19 protein-coding genes are annotated in these 21489 nt (G+C 32.5%); 12 read left to right on the top strand and 7 right to left on the bottom strand.

The genetic code is table 11. From position 1 onward, the window contains the following. Positions 1–3: 3 nt before the first annotated feature. The gene (locus ACT53I_RS11190; RefSeq protein ID WP_104792984.1) at positions 4–471 is read right to left on the bottom strand and encodes a gliding motility lipoprotein GldH; all 468 of its coding nucleotides are present in this window, start codon (positions 469–471) and stop codon (positions 4–6) included. Beyond that, entirely contained in the window at positions 464–1723 is a 1260-nt protein-coding gene (locus ACT53I_RS11185) for a PSP1 domain-containing protein (RefSeq protein WP_476079719.1), read from the bottom strand. The genes ACT53I_RS11190 and ACT53I_RS11185 overlap by 8 nt, the downstream gene beginning before the upstream one ends. Positions 1724–2130: 407 nt before the next feature. On the opposite strand from ACT53I_RS11185, the gene ACT53I_RS11180 reads away from it, so the two are divergent. From ACT53I_RS11180 to ACT53I_RS11140, 9 genes are all read left to right on the top strand, one after another. Beyond that, positions 2131–3372: an OmpP1/FadL family transporter gene (locus ACT53I_RS11180; RefSeq protein ID WP_476079718.1), complete on the top strand. Its 1242-nt coding sequence runs from the start codon at positions 2131–2133 to the stop codon at positions 3370–3372. Between the two features lie 11 nt (positions 3373–3383). Continuing rightward, positions 3384–4859 (top strand): SGNH/GDSL hydrolase family protein, encoded by a 1476-nt coding sequence (locus ACT53I_RS11175; RefSeq protein WP_476079717.1) that lies wholly within the window; start codon positions 3384–3386, stop codon positions 4857–4859. A gap of 87 nt (positions 4860–4946) precedes the next feature. Then, entirely contained in the window at positions 4947–5885 is a 939-nt protein-coding gene (locus tag ACT53I_RS11170) for a ribose-phosphate pyrophosphokinase (protein ID WP_213197173.1), read from the top strand. A 55-nt stretch (positions 5886–5940) separates the two neighbouring features. Then, positions 5941–6582 carry a 50S ribosomal protein L25/general stress protein Ctc gene (locus ACT53I_RS11165; protein WP_476079716.1) on the top strand — a complete coding sequence of 214 codons (642 nt, stop codon included), beginning with the start codon at positions 5941–5943 and terminating at the stop codon, positions 6580–6582. A gap of 136 nt (positions 6583–6718) precedes the next feature. Then, a complete protein-coding gene (locus tag ACT53I_RS11160) occupies positions 6719–7270 on the top strand; it encodes an RNA polymerase sigma factor (protein WP_374450900.1) in 552 nt (183 codons plus the stop codon). 22 nt (positions 7271–7292) lie between these two features. Further along, complete coding sequence (locus ACT53I_RS11155) at positions 7293–7796, top strand: hypothetical protein (protein ID WP_476079715.1); 504 nt, start codon at positions 7293–7295, stop codon at positions 7794–7796. Positions 7797–7803: 7 nt separating this feature from the next. Continuing rightward, on the top strand, positions 7804–8316 hold the full coding sequence (locus ACT53I_RS11150) for a hypothetical protein (protein WP_476079714.1): 513 nt from the start codon (positions 7804–7806) through the stop codon (positions 8314–8316). Between the two features lie 96 nt (positions 8317–8412). Then, on the top strand, positions 8413–10209 hold the full coding sequence (gene lepA / locus ACT53I_RS11145; protein WP_213190251.1) for a translation elongation factor 4: 1797 nt from the start codon (positions 8413–8415) through the stop codon (positions 10207–10209). Positions 10210–10313: 104 nt separating this feature from the next. Then, on the top strand, positions 10314–11804 hold the full coding sequence (locus tag ACT53I_RS11140; protein ID WP_104792992.1) for a hypothetical protein: 1491 nt from the start codon (positions 10314–10316) through the stop codon (positions 11802–11804). A 38-nt stretch (positions 11805–11842) separates the two neighbouring features. On the opposite strand, the gene ACT53I_RS11135 is transcribed toward ACT53I_RS11140, so the two are convergent. Together ACT53I_RS11135 and ACT53I_RS11130 are read right to left on the bottom strand one after the other, a co-directional pair. Next, the gene (locus ACT53I_RS11135) at positions 11843–12643 is read right to left on the bottom strand and encodes a hypothetical protein (RefSeq protein ID WP_476079713.1); all 801 of its coding nucleotides are present in this window, start codon (positions 12641–12643) and stop codon (positions 11843–11845) included. A gap of 4 nt (positions 12644–12647) precedes the next feature. Beyond that, positions 12648–13397, bottom strand: a complete 750-nt coding sequence (locus ACT53I_RS11130) for a hypothetical protein (RefSeq protein ID WP_476079712.1) — start codon at positions 13395–13397, stop codon at positions 12648–12650. A gap of 55 nt (positions 13398–13452) precedes the next feature. Between ACT53I_RS11130 and ACT53I_RS11125 the strand changes: the two genes are divergently transcribed. Together ACT53I_RS11125 and ACT53I_RS11120 are read left to right on the top strand one after the other, a co-directional pair. Beyond that, positions 13453–15165: a M14 family metallopeptidase gene (locus ACT53I_RS11125; RefSeq protein WP_476079711.1), complete on the top strand. Its 1713-nt coding sequence runs from the start codon at positions 13453–13455 to the stop codon at positions 15163–15165. 558 nt (positions 15166–15723) lie between these two features. Then, entirely contained in the window at positions 15724–16224 is a 501-nt protein-coding gene (locus ACT53I_RS11120) for a ferritin (RefSeq protein ID WP_069799912.1), read from the top strand. A gap of 31 nt (positions 16225–16255) precedes the next feature. Here the strand turns inward: ACT53I_RS11120 and feoB are convergent, their stop codons facing one another. Continuing rightward, complete coding sequence (feoB, locus tag ACT53I_RS11115; protein ID WP_476079710.1) at positions 16256–18298, bottom strand: ferrous iron transport protein B; 2043 nt, start codon at positions 18296–18298, stop codon at positions 16256–16258. A gap of 32 nt (positions 18299–18330) precedes the next feature. Continuing rightward, positions 18331–18585 (bottom strand): FeoA family protein, encoded by a 255-nt coding sequence (locus ACT53I_RS11110; protein WP_069799908.1) that lies wholly within the window; start codon positions 18583–18585, stop codon positions 18331–18333. Positions 18586–18791: 206 nt separating this feature from the next. Here ACT53I_RS11110 and ACT53I_RS11105 point away from each other — a divergent pair, with 206 nt between their 5' ends. Then, positions 18792–19304: a methylated-DNA--[protein]-cysteine S-methyltransferase gene (locus ACT53I_RS11105; RefSeq protein WP_476079708.1), complete on the top strand. Its 513-nt coding sequence runs from the start codon at positions 18792–18794 to the stop codon at positions 19302–19304. Positions 19305–19356: 52 nt separating this feature from the next. On the opposite strand, the gene ACT53I_RS11100 is transcribed toward ACT53I_RS11105, so the two are convergent. Then, positions 19357–21477, bottom strand: a complete 2121-nt coding sequence (locus tag ACT53I_RS11100; RefSeq protein ID WP_476079707.1) for a carboxy terminal-processing peptidase — start codon at positions 21475–21477, stop codon at positions 19357–19359. Between the last annotated feature and the right edge of the window lie 12 nt (positions 21478–21489).

The raw sequence follows: 21489 nt of genomic DNA, 5'->3' as shown, positions 1-21489 counted from the left end.
TGATTATGGTTGTGTTGAATTTTCTAATTTTACGCCCAAATCTTCAATCCCTACCAGACTATTGGTTCTCATTCCTTGTTTTACACCAATAATATATTTTCCTTTTTTCGGGAATTTATATTGGTTTTTATATTGAAATAATATTTCTTTAGTCTCGCCAAAACCTTTTCCTAACCATTCTCCATTAGGTTTTGCCATGATGTAGTTAAGCGTATCTATTTTAAAATTTTTCTCATTTTCAGCTTTGAGGTAAGTAATTAAAAACAGATTACTATAAGGATAATCGTTATTATTTCTTACAACAAATATAATATTTTTAGGAGTGCTGGTGTCTTCTATATTCATAGTAAACAGCAGTTCCTTTTTCTTATCCCAAGTTCCGTTTACTTCATTCATAGAAACCACTTCATTATTATAGGAACATGAAATAAGCATTATAGAAACGAAAAATATCTGAAAATATTTAATCATTATTATTTCTTTTTGGAGGAAATCTTTTTTTGTTTTTATTAAACTTTTTAGGAGCATTGGTTTTTTCAGGTTTATTATTATCCTTTTGAGCTTCTGGCTCTTTGGTTACCTGCTCTGCTCTATTATTCCCTGTATTTTTATTTCTATGCTTGTTCGGTTTCTTTTTCTCAAACCTATCCAGATTATTCTCCTGAATTAAATCTACAGTTTCCACTTTATCTGCTCCTGTGAAGGTTTTCAATTCTTCTAATGGGATAGATTTTTGACCTTTGCTATTGATTTTCATCATTTTTTTGACCTCAGCAACGTCTAAATCATACCAAGCCATAGAATTATCTACATAAGCAAACCACATTTTCTTTTTGAAAACGTCTATTTTAATACAAAAAGCTCTTCCTTTTTCGGTTTCGATGATGGTATTAGAAGAAGGAAAATCTGATAATGCATCTACATAACTGTCTAATTCAAAGTTAAGACAGCATTTTAATTTACCACATTGTCCTGCTAATTTCAGCGGATTGATACTTAACTGCTGATATCTTGCCGCATTGGTATTTACTGAACGGAAGTCTGTAAGCCAAGTCGAACAGCATAATTCTCTACCACAAGAACCTATTCCACCTACTTTGGCAGATTCTTGTCTGTAGCCTATTTGCTTCATATCAATCTTTGTTTTGAAAGATGAAGCGTATTCTTTAATCAATTGGCGGAAATCTACTCTACCTTCTGCGGTATAATAAAAAGTAGCTTTCGAGCCATCTCCTTGATATTCTACATCGGTGATTTTCATTTCCAAACCTAGATTTTTAGCAATTTTTCTTGCCTGAATCTTTGTTTGGTCTTCTTTTTTTCTGGCATCTTGCCAAATCTCTACATCTTTTTGTGTAGCGACTCTATAAATTTTTAGGGCAGCATCTTCAGAAAAATGTTTCTTTTTCATCTGAATTTTAACAAGTTCTCCTGTTAAGCTAACTACACCTATATCGTGACCCGGATTAGATTCTACTGTAACTACGCTACCAATATGAAGTGGCAACTGGTTTACATTATTGTAATAGCATTTTCTATCATTCTTAAATCTCACTTCTACAAAATTGCACTTATTCTGTTTAGGTGCCTGTATTGTAGATAGCCAATCAAAGACGCTTAATTTATAACTATTCCCACAAGTATTAACATTTTCGCAACCTGTAGCGCTCTTAGTAGCACAAGAATGTTTAGAATCTCCGGATGAATTACATCCACAACTCATAATAATATTTTAATTCTTGCAAATTTAGTATAATTTTTAAACAATGTATCATAAAACAATAAGTCTATCATCAGGAAGTCTAAATTATCATATTTTTATATAAAAATAATATTTTTGCACAATATTAATAAACATTATGTAATATTATTAAATTATTCATATTTTATTTTTTGAGCTTTACATGCAATACATAATTATTGTTTAATAGTATTTTAATTAAACAATCGTTTAATAATTCTTTTTGAATAGTTTTCCAAATATTTGATAATCAATTATTTATTTTTTTCAATTCAAATAAAAAATTATAAAAAATAAATTAAATTTAATTTTTGTTTAATTTTTTTAATAAAATTTTAACATTTATATATAAATAAATTCTATATTTGGCGCAATAATTATTAATTAACATGAAAAGAATTTTAATAACTACAGCTCTTTTAGCTGGCGTATTTTCTTACGCAGGAGGTTTTAGAGTATCATTACAAGGTGTAAAACAGCTTGCAATGGCTCACACTAGCGCGCATACAGAAGATGCGAGTATAGCTTTTTTTAACCCCGCAGGTATCTCTTTTATCCCTAGCAAATTGAGTGTTGCAGTGGGCGGTTTTGGTGCTATTTCTGAAGTAGAATACCAAAGTCTAGAAACTTTACAATCTTACAAAACAGAAAATCCTGTGGGAACACCACTATATGCAGCGATTGCATATAAAGTTACAAATAATGTTTCTGTAGGTTTAAGCGTAACTACACCATTCGGAAGTACAGTAAAATGGGCAGATGATTGGACAGGTAGAGAAGTTGTTCAAAAAATGGAATTGAAAAGCTTCTATTTCCAACCTATGGTTTCTTATAAATTTAATGATTGGGCTTCTATCGGTGTAAGCTATATCTATGCAAAAGGAATGGTAGATTGGGATAAAGCAGTTACCAATTTAGGTGGAACTCTTAATATTAATGACGAAAAAGCAACAGGTTCTGGTTTTGGAGTAGGTTTCTATCTTAAACCAAGCAGTAATTTAGATTTAAGTATTGCTTATCGTTCAGCTGTTATCATGAAAGCAGAAAATGGAGTTGCCACATTTACAGGAGTACCAGAAGCTGTACTTACTTCTCCTCAATTAAATGTAGGAGCAGATGGTCAAGATGCATTTACAGCAGAATTACCACTTGTAGATGAGTACACAATTGGTCTTACTTATAAAATCACACCAAAATGGTTAGTATCTGCAGATTTCAATTACCATGGTTGGGAAAGATACAGCAAATTAACGCTAGACTTTGAAAATGCTCAAGTTGGAAACCAAGCAGATAAAACGGTTTTAGTATCTCCTAAAAACTTCAAAAACGCTAAGACATTTAGAATTGGAACTCAGTATATGCTAACAGATAAATTAGCCGGTAGATTAGGATATTATTTTGATGAATCTCCTTATGAAGACAAATATTTCATCCCAGAAACTCCATCTTTTGATGCAAGCGTAGTAACAGCTGGTCTTGGATATAAATTTGGAAAGTTAGGAGTAGATTTAGCAGCTGCTTTATCATTCCCACAAGCAAGACAAGTAGACAATGCTTACTTGAACTTCAAAGGACAAGCTAAAGCTAAAGCAATGTATCTTGGTTTAGGTTTCACTTACAATGCATTTTAATTAAAAAAATTATGAAAAAAATAATATTATCAGCTTTCGCAATTTCGGCTTTAACATTAGTAAGCTGTAATACAGATTTCGAAAGAGACGTAAATAACATGACTGTTTCTACTGGTAAAGCAGATTTCTCAAAATTTGTATCTGTAGGAAATTCATTAACATCTGGTTTCAGAGATGGTGCCTTATATCTAGACGGACAAAACGAATCATTTCCGTCAATGATCGCAAAACAAATGGGACTAGCTGGAGGTACACAAACTTTCACTCAACCATTAATGCCAAATAATGTAGGTGGATTTAAAGACTTATTTGCTGCCTCAGGAAATACAGAGTTTTATGGAAAACTTACTCTAAGCCCAACTCTTTCTCCTACTCCTTCAGCTCCAGGTGCAAACCTTGACGTTATTGGTGGGACAGGAAAATACTTTAACAATATGGGTGTTCCTGGTGCTAAATCTTTTCATTTAGTAACTCCAGGTTATGGTAGCGCTGCTAATTTAGCTGCTGGAAAAGCAAACCCTTACTTTGTAAGATTTGCTACATCTGCTACTACAACAGTTTTAGCTGATGCTGCTGCTCAAAAACCAAGTTTCTATACATTATGGATTGGTAATAATGACGTTCTTTCTTATGCAACTTCTGGAGGTTCTGGCGTTGATAGAAAAGGTAACTTAGACCCATCTACTTACGGTTCTAACGATATTTCTGACCCTAATGTAGTTGCAAATGTTATTAAGACAGTTATTACAAGTCTAAAAACAGCGAACGCAAATTCAAAAGGAGCAATTGCAAACATACCTTATGTAACATCAATTCCTTACTTTACAACAGTTCCAGCAAAGCCTATTACAGGATTATCTGCTACTCAAATCACACAGCTAAATGCTGCATACGCTGCTTATAACGCTGGTCTTGGTCAAGCAAAAACTGCTAACTTAATTTCAGAAGCAGAATTCAACCAAAGAAGAATTAACTTTAATTCTGGTTTTAATGGTGCTGTTATTGTTGACAAAGATTTAACAAACCTTTCTGGATTAGGATTACCTTCACTTAGGCAAACTACAGCTAATGATTTAATCCTTTTACCAGCATTAACTTTACTAAGAGATACTACAATTAAAGGAGGAACAGCAACTCCACTTGCAGACAAATATGTACTTAGTGAAAAAGAAGCAGCTAAAGTAATTGCCGCTACTGATGCTTACAACGCTTCAATTTCAAGTTTAGCTACTGCTTACGGTCTTGCTCTAGTAGATGCTAATGGAAAAATGAAAGAATTAGGAAGAGCTACAGGCATTCAATACAATGGAGTAAAATATACAGCTTCATTTGTAACAGGAGGAGCTTTCTCTCTAGATGGTGTTCATCCTAACGGAAGAGGATATGCACTTATTGCAAACACTTTTATTGACGCAATAAATAAAACTTATGGCTCTACATTGCCTTGGGTTGACATTAATGCTTATTCTGGAGTAACTTTCCCATAATAATAAAAAATAATTTTTATAAAAACCACCTGATATTTTTCAGGTGGTTTTATTTTTTTTAAATTTGCCAAACCAAAAAAAGTAAAAATGGCTGATCAAGCAACCTATTTGTTTTGCACCAGAACAAGTCGAGATTTAGCAGAAAAAATTGCAAATCACTATGGGCAAGAATTAGGGAAAATTAATTTCCAACAGTTTAGTGACGGGGAATTCGAACCCGTATTAGATCAATCTGTAAGAGGAGGAAGAGTTTTTCTTATCGGCTCTACCTTTCCACCAGCAGACAATCTTCTAGAACTTCTTTTAATGATTGATGCAGCAAAAAGAGCATCAGCAAAGAGTATTACCGTAGTGATTCCATATTTTGGATTAGCTAGACAAGACAGAAAAGATAAGCCTAGAGCACCAATCGGAGCAAAATTAGTTGCTAATCTTTTAACTGCAGCAGGCGCAACCAGAATCATGACTATTGATTTACACGCAGACCAAATTCAAGGTTTCTTTGAAATTCCTGTAGACCATCTTTATGCTTCTACCATCTTTGTAGATCATATTAAGTCTTTAAACTTAGACAATCTTACCATTGCTTCACCAGACATGGGTGGCGCAAAAAGAGCGAAAAATTACGCAGGATACCTAAGTGCAGAAGTAGTAATTGCTTATAAAGAAAGAAAAAAAGCAAATGTAGTAGAAGAAATGTTCTTGATTGGTGATGTAAAAGACAGAAACGTTATCCTCATTGATGACATGATAGACACAGCCGGAACACTTTGCAAAGCAGCAGAAATTCTAATGAAAAACGGAGCAAAATCAGTAAGAGCTATGGCAACTCACCCCGTTCTTTCTGGTAAAGCTTATGAAAATATAGAAAACTCTCAGATTAGCGAGGTTATTGTAACTGATACGATTCCAGTAAAATCAGAGCTTTCTTCTAAAATCAAGGTTTTATCTTGTGCAGCGCTTTTTGCAGACGTAATGAAAATGGTACACGAGCACAAATCAATTAGTGATAAGTTTATTATATAATTTTTTTCACTATATTTGCAGCCTGAAAAATTTAACACACTTAAATATTTTTTAAATGAAATCTATTACAATTCAAGGTACAAAAAGAGAAAGCGTGGGCAAAAAGTCTACCAAAGCTCTACGTGATGCTGAATTAGTTCCTTGTGTTGTTTATGGAGGTGAGCAACCAATCAATTTCTCTTCTACTGAGAAATCTTTCAAAGACTTGGTTTACACTCCAGATGCACACACGGTAGTAATTGAGCTAGATGGTCAAAAAATTGATGCTGTTTTACAAGACATCCAATTTCACCCAATTACAGACAAAATTCTTCACGCAGACTTCTATCAATTAAGCGCTGATAAACCAGTGGTTATGGAAGTTCCTGTAAGAATTACCGGTCGTGCAAAAGGTGTTTTAGCGGGTGGTGTTTTAAGACAATCTTTCAGAAAATTAAGATTGAAAGCTATTCCTGCTAACTTACCAGACGAAATCGTAGTAGATGTTACTCCACTTAGAATTGGTAACAAATTATATGTTGGAGACATCAAAAACGATCAATACACTTTCTTACATCCAGATAACGCAGTAGTAGCTGCTGTGAAGATGTCTAGAAATGCTATGAAAAATGCTGGTGCAATGGTAGAAGATGATGAAGATGAAGAAGAAGTAGCAACTGATGCAACTCCAGAAGCAGAAGCTCCTGCAGCAGAATAATTAGAGAATCTTTTTTCTACATATAAAACCATTCCGAATATCGGGATGGTTTTTTTATTTTATAAACTTTTGTAATTTTTTATTTTTAAATTTAACTTTCCTTAAAAAGAACAATCAAACCATTGAAAACTAAATTATGAAGTGTAAAGACGACGAAATCATCAGCTTGATGTTACAGCCCAATTCTTCGGAAAAAGGACTTCGTGCGATGATGGATACCTACCAAAGTCGGCTTTATTGGCATATTAGAAGATTAATTGTGCAACATGACCTTGCGCAAGATGTGTTGCAAGACACTTTTATTAAGGCATATAACAATTTTGGCCAATTCAAGCAAGACAGTAAATTGTACACTTGGCTCTACAGAATCGCTACCAATGAAGCACTTCAGCAATTGGCAAAATTGAAAAAAATGCAAAAAACAGACGAAGATGCAGAATACTATATGCAAAATTTAGTCGCCCAAAATGCAGAACATGACGCAGAAGAAATTCAGATTTTACTGCAGAAAGCCATACAGACATTGCCAGAAAAACAAAAATTAGTTTTCAATATTAGATATTATGATGAATTGCCTTTCGAAGAAATAAGTAACATTCTAGAAATGAGCGTAAGTACTTGCAAAACCAATTACCACTACGCCAAAGAAAAAATAGAAAACTACATCAGAGAAAACTACGAATCATAAGAAAATTTAAAATTTTTAGAAAATGAAAGATTTAAATATAGAACAATTAGCTAAAAAAACACCCTACAAAATTCCCGAAAACACATTCGAGGAAATGCAGGAAAACGTGCTTAATAAAACAGTAAGAAAAAAAGAACATCAACCGAAGGTTTTTAAAATCAATTTTTCTATGGTGACTTCTATTGCTGCCGCTTTAGCATTAATTTTTGGCTTTACTTTCTTATGGAAAACCAACCAAACCGAATTTTCTAAACCAAGTCAAGATTCAGCGCAATCCATTACCAAAGTAGAAACTAAACAACCAAAACTAGAACAAAATAACACCCAAAATTCATCTCCAGACATTGTTGAAGAAAACAAAAGTGAAGTTGCTCATATCCCAAACCCTGAAATTACAGAACAGATTGTGAATTCTAAAAACACTGATGAAAATTATGAGCAACTTCTTAATTCTTTGACTCAAGAAGAATTGGCAGAATTATCAAAAAATACCAGTCACGACATCTATTTAGACCTTTATAACTAAATCCATTATGAAAAATTTTATCTATATCCTCCTATTTTTTGGAACCTTTATGAGTTTTAAAGCTCAAGAAAAGCCAAATTTCAGAGACATGACACCAGAACAGCGCAGAGAATACATCAGACAAATGTCTCCTGAACAAAGAAAACAATTGATGGAAGATGCCGCTACCATGATGGCCATCAAAAATTTACAAGTTCCTGCCGAAAAACAAGAAACTTTTAAATCCCTTCTCAAAGAATATTTAGAAAGTCAAAAAACCATCAAAAATAAATTCAGAGCAGATTTCTCTCAAGAAAACCTTTCTGATGCAGAAGCCAAGAAAATGCTGAACCAAAGCTTTGACTTAGGCCAACAACTGCTCAACAACCGAAAAGTCTATGCTGATAAGTTTCTCAAAATTTTAACACCTCAACAAGTGCTGAAACTTTTTAATCAAGAAGGTAGAATGCGCGAAAAATTTATGGAACGCAGACAAAAAATGGGACCACCAAAAGGTCGCGAACCGATGCCAAATCCTTAAAATCTTTAAAATATACTCCGAAAATCAATTCGGAGTTTTTTATTTTTAGGATTTTACCTTAAAATCAATATCTTTGCAAATCATTGAAAAAGAAGAATGAAGAACATTAGAAATTTTTGCATAATCGCACATATCGACCACGGGAAATCTACCCTTGCTGACAGACTTTTAGAATATACCAATACGGTTTCTCAAAGAGAGTTGCAAGCGCAAACTCTTGACGATATGGATTTGGAAAAAGAGCGTGGAATTACCATAAAATCTCACGCCATTCAAATGGATTATGAATATAAAGGCGAAAAATATATTCTCAACTTGATCGATACACCGGGACACGTAGATTTTTCATACGAAGTATCTCGTTCTATCGCTGCTTGTGAAGGTGCACTTCTGATTGTAGATGCTGCACAAAGCATTCAAGCACAGACAATTAGTAATTTATATTTAGCGCTAGAAAACGATTTAGAGATTATTCCAATCTTGAATAAAATAGACTTACCTTCTGCTAATCCAGAAGAAGTTACAGATGAAATCGTAAATCTTTTGGGTTGTAAACCTGAAGATGTATTGCGTGTTTCTGGGAAAACTGGAGCTGGCGTTCATGAATTGCTTGAACAAATTGTAGAAAGAATTCCTGCACCAAAAGGTGACGAAAATGCGCCGCTTCAAGCATTGATTTTTGACTCTGTTTACAATCCTTTCCGTGGAATTGAAGCTTACTTTAAAGTAGTAAACGGTAAAATTTCTAAAGGAGAGAAAGTAAAATTCATGGCAACGGATAAAGTCTATGAAGCAGATGAAGTAGGAACGCTAAAACTAAAACAAGCTCCAAAATCTGAAATTAAATGCGGAGATGTAGGCTATATTATTTCTGGGATTAAAGATGCTAGAGAAGTAAAAGTAGGTGATACCATTACTTCTATGGCAAATCCTGCAACCGAAGCAATTGACGGTTTCGAAGATGTAAAACCAATGGTTTTCGCGGGAATTTATCCTATAGAATCAGAAGATTTTGAAGAATTAAGATTTTCTTTAGAAAAGTTAAGACTGAATGATGCTTCTTTGGTTTTCGAGCCAGAAAGTTCAGCGGCACTTGGTTTCGGTTTCCGTTGTGGTTTCTTAGGAATGCTTCACATGGAAATTGTACAGGAACGTCTTGATAGAGAGTTCAATATGAACGTAATTACTACGGTTCCTAACGTTTCTTACTACGGATATTCTAAAAAAGAACCGAATGTTCCGATTTTGATAAATAACCCTTCAGAAATGATGGATCCTATCGCTCTAGATCGTGTAGAAGAACCTTATATCAAAGCTACCATTATTACAAAATCTGATTTTGTGGGTGCTGTAATGACGCTTTGTATTGAAAAACGTGGCGAAATTGTAAACCAATCTTATTTGACTTCAGACCGTGTAGAATTGGTATTTAACATGCCGCTTTCAGAAGTTGTTTTTGATTTTTATGATAGATTAAAGTCAATTTCTAAAGGTTATGCTTCATTTGATTACCATCCAATTGGTTTTAGAGCTTCAAAATTGGTGAAAATGGATATTTTGATTAATGGAGATATGGTAGATGCACTTTCTTCGTTAATTCACGACAGCAACGCGTATTACATTGGTAAAAAAATGTGCGAAAAATTAAGAGAATTGATTCCTCGTCAACAGTTTGATATTGCGATTCAGGCTGCTCTTGGTGCAAAAGTTATTGCCCGTGAAAACGTAAAAGCTCTGAGAAAAGACGTTACCGCAAAATGTTACGGTGGTGATATTTCCAGAAAGCGTAAACTCCTTGAAAAGCAGAAAGAAGGAAAGAAAAAGATGAAACAAATTGGTAGAGTCGAAGTTCCACAATCTGCATTTATGGCAGTTTTGAAATTGAATGATTAAATAAAATAGATTCAAGATTTCAGATCCAAGAATCAAGATAAATAAAATCCACAGAAATTTCTGTGGTTTTTTTGTACTTTTATAAAAACTAAAAATTGATAAATATGAAACACTTTTTTATATTGCTTTTTGCAATTTTCTTCCACGGAATTAACGCTCAAACATATGTAGTTCCTAAATCTACAGGAGAATTAATCGGATTTAATTCACTTTGGGATAAAGATAAATTTTTTGGATACATAGAAATTCATAAAGATGAATTAATTGACAAAACTCAAAAATTTAGTTTTATTGTACTCGACCCAGATTTTAAAAAAATTTCAGAAGGAAAATTTTCTCTTAACAAAATTACAAATGGAACTCCGCACATAGGAAGAACTCTTTATAATAATGGTAAAATTATCATAAATTTAGATGAATATAATTTTGGGAAAGGATTTTATTTGAATGACACATTTGTAATACTTGATGTGGCTACTGGTTTAGCAACAGAATCAAAAACAATTCAAAATAATAATATTGTCAATCCAAAAGATTTTGTATTAAAGAATCAAGATTCTCCATTTCTCAATTATGGTTTTAGGATTTCAAGAATTCCAAATTCAGGGTTTATTATAAATGAAGTAGAGAAAAAAGGATCTTATGGTTACTATAAAAATGCCATTTTCATAAATTTAAATGGCGAAAAAATTTGGCAAAACAAAGAAATAGCCACTGAAAGTAAAGATCATTTTTATGAATACACTCCTTTGGTAAGTGATGAAAAAGTAACATTATTATATTTAGAATATTACAAGAATAAAAGAAGTATTTCTGACAATATGTTAATTCTTGATACAAAAACGGGTGAACAACTTTCTTTTAAGCCTATTGAAGAAAATGATTACTTGTTAAATTACATAGAAGCAAAAATAGTAGATGATTATATATTTCTGATTGGAGAGTATTTTAAAAAAAATCAAGATAAAAACAACAAAAGTCCATTTATAGATAATAAACTAGGCCTTTATCGATATAAAATTAATAAGACCACAGGAGAAATTATTTCTAAAAATTATCTCCCGTTTACAGAAATGTCAAAATTTGTGGACATAAATGAGAACGGAAGAATTAAAAAAGAAGGTATCTTATTAATAAGAAGTTTTGAGATTCGTCCAGATGGCAATAATGTAATAACAGCAGAAACCTATAGACCAGAATCTATTTTGGCCATCAATACTTACACAGAATTATTTTCTATTCAGCTCAATGGCGATTTCAAACTTGAAAAAATGCAATCACATAATGTAAACAATTCCGCAGGAAGTAAGTATGCATATACCCAAGTGCTTTCTGACAATTCGGGGATTAGTTCTATTTTTATTACAAATGAAGTAAACCAAGAAAAAATGATTTTCCTAAACGAAATCATTTACAATGATAATGACAAATCTTTTGTAACAAGAAAGATGCAAATCCAAAAAAATGATGAAGACAAATATTTTATGGCTGCTAAACCTGGCTATATAGTTTTAAAAGAACAATTTTATTGGGGGAAAGCAAAAAAACTAAACAAACAAGCAGAATTTACGCTCAAGAAAATAGAAACTAATTAATTAGCCATCCACAGAAATTTCTGTGGATTTTTTTATTTCTAAAAATCCATAATATATCTATTTCTTTGATCTTCAATAATTTTATCATCAATAGAAATATCAAATTCTTTTGAAGAAGCGTCATGAAATTTAAGTTTAGCTTTATGCACTTTTCCTTTTTTGAAGAAAGGATAAGCATAAACTAAAATTTCGTTGGATTTGAGTTCGAAATAGTTGTAGAAATTAATTCCTGTTCCGCAAATCATATAATTACTATTTCGAAGATAATAGAAATTTTTTCTCTCATTATCATAAGCATAAAAGGCTACACCTTTAGATTCAGTTGGGATTTTTAAAGTTTTGTTAGAAATATTCTTAATAAAAACGGGAAATGCTTTGAAAGTTTTAAATTGATGAGTTATATAATCTTGCTTATAAAGAGGAAGGGTATCTTTTTGTTTTACAATGATTTCAAGATTTTTATTTGTTAAAGAATCATAAGGCTCATTTTCTTTAGAAAAATGAATTTTCAATAAATTTCGTTTAAAATATGGTTTTTGACTTAAATTGATTGAGTCAATTTCTTTCTTTATTCTTTCATTGAAAGTTTTATCTATCTCATTGATTATCATAGGTGGAGGTGGGGGAGGCAAAATACTTTCATAATATTTCACATCAATATTTGGAATAATTTTTCCAACATATATTAAATTATCGCCTCCTAAATTACCATCTTCATTAAACTCCTGAATTTTCATTATGGTATTTTTCGGGTAAACCAAAGTAATGTCATCAGCAAAAGTTTTCTCTTGGCAACTGATAATGAATAGTGAAACGAAAAGAAGATGGTGTGCTTTCATTTTATTATTGTTCTATATATACTTCATATTGATTTTTTATAATCTCCTCATCAATAGAAATATTAAATTCTTTTGATGAAGCGTCATAAAATTTTACTTTAGCTTTATGTGTTTTTCCCTTTTTGAAATAAGGATAAGCGTAAACTAGAATTTCGTTGGGTTTGAGTTCGAAGAATGGATGATTTTCGTTTCCATACCCTTCAATCATATATTTGCTATTTCTTACCGATTGCCATTTATTATTTTCGTTTTTAAAAAAAAGAAATGAGAATATTGTAGTAACAGGAATTTTTAAAGTTTTAGAAGAAATATTCTTTATAAAAACTGGAAAAGCTTTGTATTTTTTTAATTTGTTTTCAAAGCCATTATTTTTATAAAGAGGGATAGTATCTTTTTCTTTTACTATAATTTCAAGATTTTTCGAGTTTAGTTCTTGAGACATTTCTTTATAATGAGTTTCTCCTTGTTTTAAATTTTGTTTTCTAAAATATGGTAATAGATGTGTGTTATTTTTCTCAGTTTCATTTATTTCAATAGGAGGAGTGCAACAATTTTCATAATATTTTACCTCAATTTTTTTATTATGTTTTCCAAAATAGATTATTTCTGTTCCAAATTCATCTAAATCTTCATTAAACTCCTGAATTTTCATTTGAGTATTTTTCGGGTAAACCAAAGTAATATCATCTGCAAAAGTTTTTTCTTGGCAACTGATAATCAGTACTGAAACGAAAAGAAGATAGAATGTTTTCATTGTTTAGTTTTATCAAAGATATAAAATTAATACCTTCGTTTAAAATTTCCTCTCAATGAAAAAAATCACACTACTTTTTCTCCTTCAAACTGTATTTTCTTTTGCTCAAGATTTTAAAACACCTTACGAAAAAGGCAACGGAAATCAAACCGCCACTTATGAAGAAATGGTAAAATTCTATGACGATTTAGACAAAAACTTCGAAAGCATTTCTGTTGTAGAAAAAGGAAAAGATGACAACGGAGAACCAATTAAAGTAGTGATTTTTAGCACCTCTAAAACAAGGAGTAAATTTACTTATCTAAATCCTGTAATTCTTATCAACAACGGAATTCATCCTGGTGAAAGTGACGGAATTGATGCTACAATGATGCTAATGCGAGATTTGGCTTTAGGAAAAATAAAAGTTCCAAAAAACACTAAAGTTGCCGCAATAGAATGCTACAATATTTCGGGAATGCAAAGACGCGGGAAATTTTCAAGAGCCAATCAAAATGGGCCAGAAGAATATGGTTTCCGAGGAAATGCGAGAAATTTCGATTTGAACAGAGATTTTATCAAAAATGACACAGAAAATGCCAAAGCTTTTCAAGAGATTTTTCATTGGCTAAAACCTATTTATTTTATTGATAATCATGTAAGTAACGGCGCAGATTATCAATATACTTTTACCTATATTTCTACCAATAAAGAAAGATTAGGAACTTATCTTGGAACGTATTTTCATCAAGAAATGCAACCAAAATTGATTCAAAATATGGAGAAATCTAACATTTTGAACGTTCCTTATGTTAATATTCACGGAGATTCTCCCGATGAAGGATTTCCAGCTTTTATGGATTCTCCACGTTATGCAACTGGTTACACTACCCTTTTCAACATTCCGGGAACAGTGGCAGAAACGCACATGCTAAAACCTTACAAAGACCGTGTAAAAGCAACGTATGAATACATGAAGCACTCCATCAATTTTGTGGATGAAAATTACTTGGATATTTCTAAAAAAATGATGGAAGAATTGACCAATTATTTACCGAACAAGAAATACACAATTCGTTGGAAATTAGACAGCACCAAATACAGTTATATCGACTTCAAAGGCTATGAAGCTGGGAAAAAACCAAGCGGAATTTCAGGAAAACTTCGCCTTTTTTATGATAGAAATAAACCTTTCACTAGAAAAGTAAAATTCTTTGATACCTACAAAGCTGACAAAGAAATTACAATCCCAACTTATTACGTGATTCCAAAATCTGAAGGGAAAATCATAGAAAATTTAAAACGCAATCAAATCAAATTCAAAGAATTACAATCAGATTCTTTGATAACGGTTGAGTCTTATAAAATCGTAGATTTTAAAACCGTAAAAAATCCTTACGAAGGTCATTACTTGCATTTTGATACTCAAGTTTCATCAGAATTAAAGACTAAAAAATTTAGAAAAGGAGATTATTTGGTTTCCACAAAACAAGAAAGCGTTAAATTCCTTTTAGAAACTCTGGAACCAGAAGCAGTAGACTCTTACTTTAACTGGAACTATTTTGATGGAATTTTGGGGCAAAAAGAGTATTTTTCTGACTATGTTTTCGAAGATACTGCCGCAGAATTATTGAAAACCAACAAAGCTTTGAAAACTGCTTTTGAACTGAAAAAAGCTTCAGATGCTAAATTTGCAGAAGATGGAGCTGCGCAATTAGATTGGGTTTATAAAAATTCTGAATATTACGAAGGTTCTGTAAATCAATATCCTATTTATAGAATTCGGTAATTTAAAAATAGATTTTTAAACCATTAAGCAAGAATTAAGAGAATAAGTTTATTAAGAAAAAAACTCGAAGAATTGAAACTTATTTTTCTTAATTCCTTAATAAACTCTTAATGTTAGAAAAATGTTTTCAATGTTTTAAAAATCATGAACAGCCGCAATCTTTATCGCAATGCGTTCTTTTACTATCGAATTTTTTTGGAGAAAAAGTTTTTTTGATGATTTTATAAATAGAATAAGATGCCGCTAATAAAGCTGCAAAAATGATAACGTATTGAAGGACTAAACTTTCCATGACAAAAATCTTATTACAAAATTACATAATTATTTTGAACTATTCTAAATAAAGATTAATTTTGTCTCATGGATTTCAGAACTAACCCCTATTTCAATCTTATTGTTCCAAATTTGGAGAGCAAAAACTACGAACAATATTGTGGTAAAAAGAAATGTTGCAAGAAATTTAAGAAAGGGAAAAGATGTAAAAAATGCCCAGGAAGAGATAAAATTTCATAAACCTAAATCACATTTCTTTCTTATCTTTGAATAAATTCATTTATCATGAACAGAGATTATATATTTGATTTGCTGAATCAGCAAATTGCAAAAGAACAATATGCGGCGCAATTGTATCTATCCATGAGCGCTTGGTTTTTAGAACAAGATTTAGACGGAATTGCCAATTATTTCAGAGTTCAATCTAAAGAAGAACTGATGCATTCAGAAAAATTCTTTGATTATTTGAACGATATCGGTGGAAAAATTGTGCTACAAGAAGTAAAACAACCTCCTCACGATTTCAAAGATGCTTTAGAAATTTTTGAAAAAGCTTTAGAGCACGAAAAATTAGTAACCAAAAGTATTTTTGACATTGTAAAAGCTGCTAATGACGCAGGAGATTACTCTACTGCTGCTTTCCTACAATGGTTCGTGAATGAACAGGTAGAAGAAGAAGCCAATGCTTCTCAATTGATTTCGAAAATTAAAATGGTGAAAGACAATCCTTCTGCTTTGTATCTTTTTGATCAAGAACTGGCGAAACGCGTTTTCGTCGCTGAATAAAATGAAAAACTGCTTTTAAAAGCAGTTTTTTTTATTTGAAAAATTGGTAAACCAACATGGAAGCTAGATAAGCTAACCCAGACATGAAAACCAATTGAATCGCCGTCCATTTCCAAGATTTTGTTTCTCTGTAGACTACAGCAATCGTAGAAATACATTGCATCGCAAAAGCGTAGAATATAAGAATCGAAAGTCCTGTTGCAAAACTGAATACTTTTTCGCCATTCGGTTTTACATCACTTCTCATTTTTTCGATGACCGATTTTTCTGGAGCATCATCATCAAGGCTGTAAAGCGTTGACATTGTGCCTACAAACACTTCTCTCGCTGCAAAACTGGTAAGAATTCCCACTCCCATTTTCCAATCGTAACCCAATGGTGATATCACAGGTTCCATTTGCTTCCCGATTTTAGCCAAATAAGAATTTTCTAATTTAACATCTGAATGATGTTCCAAAATATGGAAATCATCCTTCGGTCCGAAATAACTTAAAAACCAAAGGATTACACTTACCGCCAAAATGATTTTTCCAGCGCCTGTAATAAATTCCCAAACTTTGCCTAAAACCAATTTGAAATCATATTTCCAAAGTGGCATTTTATAAGTCGGCAAATCCATTACCAAGAAGGTTTTTCCTTTATTTTTAATGAAATATTTTAAAATAAATGCAGCTATAAGCGAAGTCGCAAATCCTAAGAAATACATTCCCAGAAGCGCAATCGCTTTATATTTTACACCAAAGAAAGTTCCATCAGTAAAAATAAGCGCAATAATGATACTGTAAACCGGAAGTCTTGCAGAACACGTCATAAAAGGCGTAATGAGAATCGTGATGAGTCGTTCTTTTACGTTTTCAATGTTTCTGGTACTCATAATTGCAGGAATGGCACAAGCTGTTCCCGAAACGAGCGGAACAATACTTTTTCCGTTTAAACCAAAAGGTCGTAAGAATCTGTCCATCAAGAAAATAACTCTTGCCATATAACCAGAATCTTCTAATAAATACAAGAAATATAAAAGAATCCCAATTTGTGGCGCAAAAATCACAATTCCACCAATTCCTGGGATAATTCCGTCAGAAATTAATGAATTCAAAGGACCTTCTGGAAGCCAAGTTCTGGAAGTTTCAGACAACCAAGCAAAAGCGGCATCAATCCAATTCATGGGATATTCTGCGATGAAAAACACACTTTGGAAAATGGTGAGTAAAATAATCCCAAAAACCAAATATCCTAAAATAGGATGTACTAAAACTTTGTCTAATTTTTCGGTGAGAAGTTCCTTGAACTGAGGTTTTTTAGAAATCGTTTGAGAGATAATTCCGTCAATTTGTTGGTATCTTCTGATGGTTTCCTGCACTTGTAAACGCTTCGGAACCATACATTTTCTGTCTTCTTGATTCAATTGTGTTTTTACACTTTCTAATTTGCCGAGATAAGTATCTGCTGCAATAAGCGTCCACACTTTATAGAAATTATTCTCTTCAATTTGTCTTGAAATCTTGAAAACCAATCCTAAATTTTCTGAAGGAATATCAAAATAAGGCTTATCCGAAACCGAAAATTCATCTTTAAAAATAGATTCTCTTATTTCCTCAATCCCGATATTCTTTTTGGCATTGGTTTCTAGAATATTTTGACCAAGAAGTTCGCCCAATTTTTTTGAATCAATGTGTAAACCTCTTTTTTCCGCTAAATCTACTTGGTTAATCACCATCAAAACAGGAATTCCCAAATCTTTGATTTGCTGATAAAGCAGTAAACTTCTTTTGAGGTTCAGCGCGTCTGCAATGTAAATAACGCCGCTGTATTTTTCTTGTTCCTCAATCAAATATTTGGTGAAAATAGCCTCGTCTTCAGAAGTGGGATAAATGCTGTAAGAACCTGGCAAATCTACAATTTCTACTTCTTCGTCTTTGTATAGGTAAGTTCCTTCGTGTGAAGCAACAGTAACGCCAGCGTAATTGCCGGTTTTTTGGTTTTTGTTACAAAGCAAATTGAAGATGGTAGATTTTCCTACATTGGGATTTCCTACCAAAAGAATATGTTTTTGTTTTTTTGCTGAGTTCGGCATATAATTTTCCAAATTTCAGTAGAAATTTTGGTTTAATTTTCTGGTTCTACGAAAATAAATCTCGCTTCTTCTTCACGAAGGGCAACTCTCGTTTTTTCTTCTCCGTATTCTATGTACAGAGGACCGCTAAAAGGCGCTTGATGTAAGATAACAAATGATGTTTCTGGCAATAATCCCATTTCGATAATCTTATTGGGCATCTGCAAGTTTTCGTTATCATAACCTTTGATTTTCCCCTTTTTATTTCGAGGAAAACAGCACAATTTATTTGAAATATTTGTCTGCAAGATTTCTATAATTAATTGAGGAGCAAATATACTTTATTTATTTTAATTCTAAATAAGACTTCCGTAGTTTTTTTCAAAAGAATTGCTGATTAAAAACATATTCTCACGAAAAACGATTCTCAAATTGATGAAATGAAAAAGTATTTTAAAAATTAAACCCTCTTTTCGCAAAAATTCTTCCTAAATTTGTTGAAAACTCATTCATTATGAATATGCTGTACACCAAATCATACGAAACTCCTCTTGGTAAAATGGTGGCTTTTGCCAATCAAAATGCCTTGCTTCTTCTCGATTTTGAAGATTCTAAATATTTTGAAAAGCACATGGAAGAAATTTCGCAAGGTTATGGCGTTATCAAAACATCTAATAACAGAGTTTTGAAACTTCTGGAAAAGGAGTTGAGCCAATATTTCAAAGGAAAATTGACAAAATTTACCGTTCCTGTAGAATTTACGGGTACAGATTTTCAGAAAAAGGTTTGGGAAGAATTGCAGAACATCAGTTTTGGAGAGTACAGAAGTTATCAATCTCAAGCCGATGCCATGAAACGCCCAAAATCGGTAAGAGCAGTTGCCAATGCCAATTCTAGAAATAAATTATGCTTAGTGGTTCCGTGTCACCGAGTAATTGGCAAAAATCTTTCATTAACGGGTTATGCAGGTGGTGTCGATAGAAAAGCCGCACTTTTAAAACTTGAAGGAATTGAATTAAAGTTCTAAATAAAAAAACTCCTCCAAAAATTTGGAGGAGTTATAAATACATAAAAGATGTTTATTTTAGTTCAGAGATAATATTTACGGTTTCTTGCAGGTAAATATCTCTTTTCAGATTTTTCATCCAGTTTTCAGATTTTTTAGCAAAAACCTCATCGGTTTTTCCTCTGGCAACTTCGTCTGCGTGAAGCGCAAAATTTAATCCGTTATTGTATTTAATCAATGGTTTGAATTTATCAATCTGTGCTTTTCTGGTTTTCATCACCGCTTCAAATTCTTTTAGATTAAGAGAAATCTTTTCTTCTTTGTCTAATTTTTCTCTCCACTGTGCAGATTCTAGCAATAATTGATAAAATTTATTTTGAGCCATTCTTGACTGACTGTTTTTCGCCAAATTTGCTACATTTATTGGATTACTCACCGTAAAACTGCTAGAATTTACTTGATCCCAAGGTAAAGCATAATTATCAAATCTTTCGCCGATTTCTTCATAAGAGAATACATCTTTCATTGGGATATCAGACTCTACACCTTTTAATTGGGTAGATTTTCCGTTGATTCTATAGAATTTCTGAATGGTTAATTTCAGTGAACCAAAATCATCTGAACTGTTTAAAAATCTATTCAGTTCTACGAAAGTTTGCACCGTTCCTTTCCCGAAAGAATTAGGAGAACCTACAATCACTGCTCTTCCGTAATCTTTCATCGCACCTGCTAAAATTTCAGAAGCCGAAGCCGAAAGTTCATTTTGCATGATTACCAAAGGCCCAGTCCAAATTGGGTCATTTTGTTTGTTTCTCATCACCTGAACTCTACCGTTTCCGTCTTTTACTTGAACAACAGGTCCGTTATTCATGAAAAGTCCCATAATATCTACCACTTCGGTGAGAGAACCTCCTCCGTTATTTCTTAAATCAAGGATAATTCCTTCTACATTTTGAGCTTTTAGTTTAATAAGCTCTGCTTTTATGTCGTCTGAAGCATTTCTTCCTTTAGCATCTTCAAAATCAGCATTGAAACTTGGCAAATTGATGAATCCATATTTTTTACCATTCGCTCCATTGATGATGATACTTCTCGCAAAAGTATCTTCTATCGCTACTTCTTCACGAATCATTTTCACTTCTTTGATGGTTCCGTCTTTTTTCTTGAGCGTAAGAACTACTTCTGTTCCTTTTTCGCCACGGATAAAACGTACCGCTTCATCTACCAACATTCCCGTTACATTAATTGGTTCTTCTCCTTTTTTAGACTGAACTTTTAGAATTTCGTCTCCTTCTGAAATCTGTTTCGATTTCCAAGCTGGAGCGCCAACTACCAATGTTCCGATTTTTATTTTTCCTTTGCTTTCTTGAATCGTTGCCCCAATTCCAATTACTTTTCCTACGAAGTTTACATCAAAATCTTCTTTGTCTTGAGGTGAAAAATAATTGGTATGCGGATCAAAAACTTCTGTGTAAGCGTTCATGTAAACAGAGAACCAATCCATTTTTTTACGTTTTTGGAATCTCTTAAACATAGAAGTCATTAGATCTTTTACTTCTTCCGTAGCTTTTACTTGTTTCTGCGCTGGTGTAAGAATTTCTAACTTGATGGTATCTTTCAGTTTCAGACGGTTTACGCTGTCTTTTTTCTCACGTTGCGTTTCTTCTTTCGCATTGAGTGTTTCTATTTCTTGAAGGATATTGTACTTGATGAATTTTTTCCACTCGTTTTTTAATTCTTCTTGATTCTGAGGATATTTCTTCAGTTTTGGTTCCAGAATTAATTCATCATTTTCTTCAAAATTAATCGGTTTGCTCAAGATTTCCTGAGAATATTTTTCAATTTCTGCGGTTCTGTCGTACAATTTATCAACCGTCAACTTATAAAAAGTTAGGTCGCCTCTGTTCAGATAATCATCCAATTTGGTTCTGTGTTTACTGAATTCATCTACTTCTGACTGCAAGAAAAATCTTTTTCCTGGGTCTATCATCTCCATGTATTTATCATAAACATCAGCAGAATAAGCATCATTAATCGGCTTAGGCGAATAATGCAGATAAGAAAGTGTGTTTTTTACACTTATCATAATCGTTTGCATCTTCTCGTCATCATTCTGTGGTGCATTAAAACAGAACATGAGCGTGATTAATGGTGCGAAAAATAATAATTTATTGAGTTTGAAATTTTTGAACATATTGTTAAAAGT

This window comes from Cloacibacterium sp. DMC96 (genome assembly GCF_056313765.1).
Note: the sequence above shows the minus strand (reverse complement) of the source record. Positions and strands in the feature narration are given on the sequence as shown.